Annotated in this window: 4 protein-coding genes; 3 read left to right on the forward strand and 1 reads right to left on the reverse strand. The window is 47.6% G+C overall.

Features of this window, described 5'->3' with window-relative positions; all coding sequences use genetic code 11:
* Positions 1–357 precede the first annotated feature (357 nt).
* From Q0372_RS00035 to gatB, 3 genes are all read left to right on the forward strand, one after another.
* The gene (locus Q0372_RS00035) at positions 358–1,038 is read left to right on the forward strand and encodes a F0F1 ATP synthase subunit A (RefSeq protein WP_298101202.1); all 681 of its coding nucleotides are present in this window, start codon (positions 358–360) and stop codon (positions 1,036–1,038) included.
* Positions 1,028–1,252, forward strand: a complete 225-nt coding sequence (locus Q0372_RS00040; RefSeq protein ID WP_297896069.1) for a hypothetical protein — start codon at positions 1,028–1,030, stop codon at positions 1,250–1,252. The genes Q0372_RS00035 and Q0372_RS00040 overlap by 11 nt, the downstream gene beginning before the upstream one ends.
* Positions 1,253–1,365: 113 nt before the next feature.
* Positions 1,366–2,787: an Asp-tRNA(Asn)/Glu-tRNA(Gln) amidotransferase subunit GatB gene (gatB, locus tag Q0372_RS00045; RefSeq protein WP_298101204.1), complete on the forward strand. Its 1,422-nt coding sequence runs from the start codon at positions 1,366–1,368 to the stop codon at positions 2,785–2,787.
* 293 nt (positions 2,788–3,080) lie between these two features.
* On the opposite strand, the gene Q0372_RS00050 is transcribed toward gatB, so the two are convergent.
* Positions 3,081–3,233 (reverse strand): hypothetical protein, encoded by a 153-nt coding sequence (locus tag Q0372_RS00050; protein ID WP_298101207.1) that lies wholly within the window; start codon positions 3,231–3,233, stop codon positions 3,081–3,083.
* Between the last annotated feature and the right edge of the window lie 522 nt (positions 3,234–3,755).

Below are 3,755 nucleotides of genomic sequence, written 5' to 3' on the forward strand. Positions count from 1 at the left end.
ATTGTATCTGTAAACATAAATTTTACCGCATAGCTGATTTAGGGCTTCACTGTATGCGACAGATAAATTCTATTTTGCAAAAATAGTATTAATTTGCAAAAATAGTATTAACAGTATAGCTGCAAATTTCGTGCTTACTAGCAAAAATTTTGTCATTTGCTGTAAATATGGAGCTAAATGCCAAAAAAACGCAAAATCCCCGCAGAAATGGTGCGCAAGCTAGACGAAAGTGCTAGGCAAGCAAAGCGGTGCAAGAACTCGCAAAGCTCAAAATTTCACTCGCTGGCGCAAATTTAAATATACTTTAACGAATAGAAGTGTAAAATACGCCTCAAATTTCAACGATCAAGGGTTTTTATGCTAAAAGACATCTTCCTTTTTGGCGGTTTAATTTCTTACGACCACACTTTTATCTACCTTTTTTACTTCTTTTTGGTCGTCGCTATCATCGTAGCCGTCGCGCTTTGCTCCACTCGCTCGCTTCAGCTTGTGCCACACGGCATGCAAAATATCGCCGAAGCCTACCTAAGCGGCGTGTTAACGATCGGCAAGGACGCGATGGGTAGCGAGGAACAAGCCAAAAAATATCTTCCGCTAATCGCAACATTGGGATTTGTAATATTTTTTAGTAACGTTATCGGCTTGGTGCCGGGCTTTGAGTCGCCGAGCGCGAGTCTAAATTTAACCCTTTCGCTTACGCTTTGTGTTTGGTTGTATTACCATTTTGAGGGCATTCGCGAGCATGGCGTGATTAATTATCTAAAGCACTTTATGGGGCCGGTGAAAATCCTAGCTCCGTTTATGTTCGTTATAGAGATCGTCTCGCATTTTTCGCGCGTCGTATCGCTTTCTTTCCGACTTTTCGGTAATATCAAAGGCGACGATACCTTCCTGCTCGTTATGCTTACTCTCGCTCCTGCACTAATACCGATGGTACCGTTTGCGCTGCTTACTTTTATGGCGATTTTGCAGACTTTTATTTTCATGGTTTTAAGCTACGTTTATCTAGCGGGCGCCGTGATCGTCGATGAGCATTAATTTTAAGCGAAATTTCTTATACTTCCTCGTGGGTGCGTCGTTCGGATTGATTTTCGTCGGCGCATTCGTCTTTTTCGCCTACCCGTCATTTTATTTTTTGGGGTTAAAATTCCTCTTCATCTGCACCGCTCCAGGCGTGATATGCGTCATCATCACCTGCTTGATGGTCGATGTTTTCGATCTGAAAGAAAAGCTCCTTAGCGGCGGCGAATAGAAATCTATCCGATTAAATTTTAAAATTTAGCCGCGCCGTGCGCCGCTACAAGCGAGTATTAAAGCAAAAAATTGTAAAATTACGCGAAATTTTTATTCTAAAAGGTTAAGTTAATGTTTGAAACCGTGATCGGCCTGGAGGTACACTGCCAGCTAAATACCAAAACCAAAATTTTTTGCTCCTGCCCCACGAGCTTCGGCGACGAGGCGAATTCGCACGTCTGCCCGACTTGCCTAGCGCTTCCGGGTGCTCTTCCCGTGCTAAACGAGGAAGCGGTTAAAAAAGCTATCAGCTTCGGCACCGCCGTCAATGCGACGATCAACCGTAAGTCGGTATTCGACCGCAAAAACTACTTCTATCCCGACCTTCCCAAGGCGTATCAAATTTCGCAGTGGACGATCCCGATCGTCGAGCACGGCGAGCTTTTCATAGCCGCGGACGGACAGAGCAAGCGCATCGGCATTACGCGCGCGCACCTAGAGGAGGATGCGGGCAAAAATAATCACGAAAGCTCGCGCAGCCTGGTCGATCTAAACCGCGCCGGCACGCCGCTTTTGGAGATCGTAAGCGAGCCCGATATGCGCTCTGCGGACGAGGCGGTCGCGTATCTAAAAAAACTCCACAGCATTTTGCGCTTTTTAAATATCAGCGACGCAAATATGCAAGAAGGCTCGTTTCGCTGCGACGTAAACGTCAGCATCCGTCCGCAAGGCGAGCAAAAGCTCTACACGCGCGTGGAGATTAAAAATTTAAACTCTTTTAAATTTATCCAAAAAGCGATCGAGTTTGAGATCGAGCGTCAGATCGAAGCGTGGCAGGACGGCAAATATGAGCAAGAGGTCGTGCAAGAAACCCGCCTTTTTGATACCGCTAAACTTATCACTAAGCCGATGCGCAGCAAAGAAGACAGCGCCGAGTATCGCTACTTCCCCGATCCCGACCTGCTAACCGTGATCGTGGATGACGAGATGCTAGCTGCTGCGCAGCAGATCCCCGAGCTGCCCGATCAGAAAAAGGCCCGATACATCCGCGAGCTGGGCGTTAAAGAGAAGGACGCCGAGATCATAATCTCGACCTACGAAAACGCGCGATTTTTTGAGGATCTGATCGCGGCGGGACATGAGCCTAAACTTTGCGTCAGCTGGCTTACCGTCGAGCTTGCGGGCAGGCTCAAAAACGGCGTCACGATCGAGGATTCGCCAGTAAACAGCGCGAAGATGAACGAGCTTTTAAGCGCGATCGAAGGCGGCGCAGTGTCGCAAAAGGCCGCCAAAGAGGTGCTTGATTATCTAATGGAGCACGACGAGGCCGTAAGCTCAGTCATCGACAAGCTAGGCTTGAGGCAAGTAAGCGACGACGGCGCGATTTTGGAGATCATAGCGCGCGTGATGAGCCAAAATGAGGACAAAGTCGCGGACTATCGCGGCGGCAAGGACAAGCTATTCGGCTTCTTCGTAGGCCAAGTGATGAAAGAGGGCAAGGGCGCGTTTAACCCCGCGAAGGTGAACGAGCTTCTGAAACAGAAGCTGGGCTGATTTCGCAGCTTGCGCGGCGCAAACGGCGAATTAAAGGCGGCGGCGCGAGTGCGATAGATAAAACCTCTGGGGTAAAATTTTAAATCCGCTCGCAACGTTTTGCTTCGAGCTAAAGCTTTCACGCACCAATGACGAAGACTTTTTTGTTATATTTCATTCGGCGCGATCTCGGCGGCTACCTGCTCTGCCTCGCGCACGTTTTGTTCTTTTGAGCTCGTTTTTTCTCGTGCGGGGCGTTTGCGCGAGTGTCGGTCTACGACAGAGGAGTTTAAGAAGCGCGTCCGTTAGGAATTTTACTCACGGCTACCGTCAAAGCTTGTAGGGAATGCGTAAAATTGCTTTGCTTGCGAGAGCAAAAGCGGCAGCTCGGGTGCGGCGGCGGGTAGGATCGAATACGTAGAGTCGAATTTGAGCGGCGAGTCGATGTGTAGGCTAAATTTAATCAATCGCCGCGTTAGATGCGCGTGCCCCAAACCTTGCGCCAAACGATAACGTGGCGAGCGACCGCAGATTATCTAGGCTCAAAGCACGCCTTGATAGATTTAAGCGGATTTAAAAGCACGATTTGCGATCGGGCGTCTGAGTAAAATTTTTAAAAATTTGATTTGCCTCGGCGATGCACGAGTGAAATTTAAAACGTATAATGGAGTTTCAAAATCCTCATTCGTTCACTGCCGCGCCTTTTGTGAAAGTGTTTTTTGGCGGAAGAGCAAAACCTTAAAAGTATGAAATTTTAGTGAGGTAAATTTCAAAAAGCGAATTTTAAAGCGTGGCTTCGGCTAGCGTTTGCACAGGCTCATGTCGGCGCTTTTGGGCTAAATTTTCAAAGAGCGGGAATTTCAAGAGAATGAAATTTGAAAAACCGCAAATTTGCGAATAAATTTTTAAAAAGGAACATAATGAAAATCGCGGTTATCGGCGCGGGCAAATGGGGTAGCGCACTTTTTGACGCGCTTAGCGCAAAAAAC

The organism is uncultured Campylobacter sp. (assembly GCF_937997405.1).
GTDB lineage: Bacteria > Campylobacterota > Campylobacteria > Campylobacterales > Campylobacteraceae > Campylobacter_B.